This window comes from Lactococcus sp. (genome assembly GCF_036648155.1).
Classification (GTDB): domain Bacteria; phylum Bacillota; class Bacilli; order Lactobacillales; family Streptococcaceae; genus Lactococcus; species Lactococcus cremoris.
Genome location: NZ_JAVXIY010000031.1, coordinates 1 through 758 on the forward strand (window position 1 = coordinate 1; position 758 = coordinate 758).

2 protein-coding genes are annotated in these 758 nt (G+C 36.0%); one reads left to right on the forward strand and one right to left on the reverse strand.

The annotated features are described in order from the left end of the window. Positions 1 to 243: 243 nt before the first annotated feature. Complete coding sequence (locus RSC39_RS11945) at positions 244 to 576, forward strand: mobilization protein (RefSeq protein ID WP_332537448.1); 333 nt, start codon at positions 244 to 246, stop codon at positions 574 to 576. On the opposite strand, the gene RSC39_RS11950 is transcribed toward RSC39_RS11945, so the two are convergent. Further along, on the reverse strand, positions 577 to 758 hold a 182-nt coding region (locus RSC39_RS11950), incomplete at its 5' end, for a hypothetical protein (RefSeq protein ID WP_332537450.1). It abuts the gene before it with no gap.

Sequence of the window (758 nt, forward strand, 5' to 3'; positions counted from 1 at the left end):
GTAGGTGTTGCATATCAGTTTTTCAGCAGAACGATAGGCGGCGGCGGCTACAGCGCTCCGGCCATCAGAACGGCTAATGTTCTTTACTGAAAAATGATAAATCGCCATTAATTTTTTAAGCCTTTGCTTTTTGGGGTAAAGGGGTTCGCCCCTTTCGCAGCGTCCATTTTTTACGAAGTTAAAAAAATGGGAAAGTGCGCCCTTTGGGAAAACTATTATAGCTTAGGAAGGCATTGAATCTCAATGTTAGGTATCCTATGCTTGAATGGTTTTTTAGGTATGGGAATTACAATGACAAATGAATCTTTAGAACAGAGAATTGCTAAGCAGGAAGAACGCTTAAAGCAACAGGAAGAACGCTTAAAGCAGCTTAAAGCTCAAAAGCAGGCTAAAGACGCTCGTGAAAAGGCAAAACAGAAAGAACAAGATCGAAAAAACGATACCAGACGTAAAATTTTACTGGGTTCTTACTTGCTCAAGAAAATGGAAGATGAAGCAGAGAAACAAAAAATACTCGCTGGCATCAACGAGTATTTAACAGAAGATCGGGATAGAAAATTATTTAATCTGCCATAATTAATTTTGTATTGTTTTTAGCATATTGATAGCAAAGGTTACTTTGCTTTCAATATCTTTAAGCACTGTTTTATGATCATTGAAATCATCAAAATGTTTAATCTCAACATCAATAATAGAGCTTAAATATCCAGTCAATATCTTTGCTTTTACTTCATTACTCTGATTGAAAATAACATCAT

Coding starts and splice junctions, on each gene's coding strand:
- RSC39_RS11945 (WP_332537448.1), top strand. CDS start 244: ATGTTAGGTATCCTATGCTTGAATGGTTTTTTAGGTATGGGAATTACA.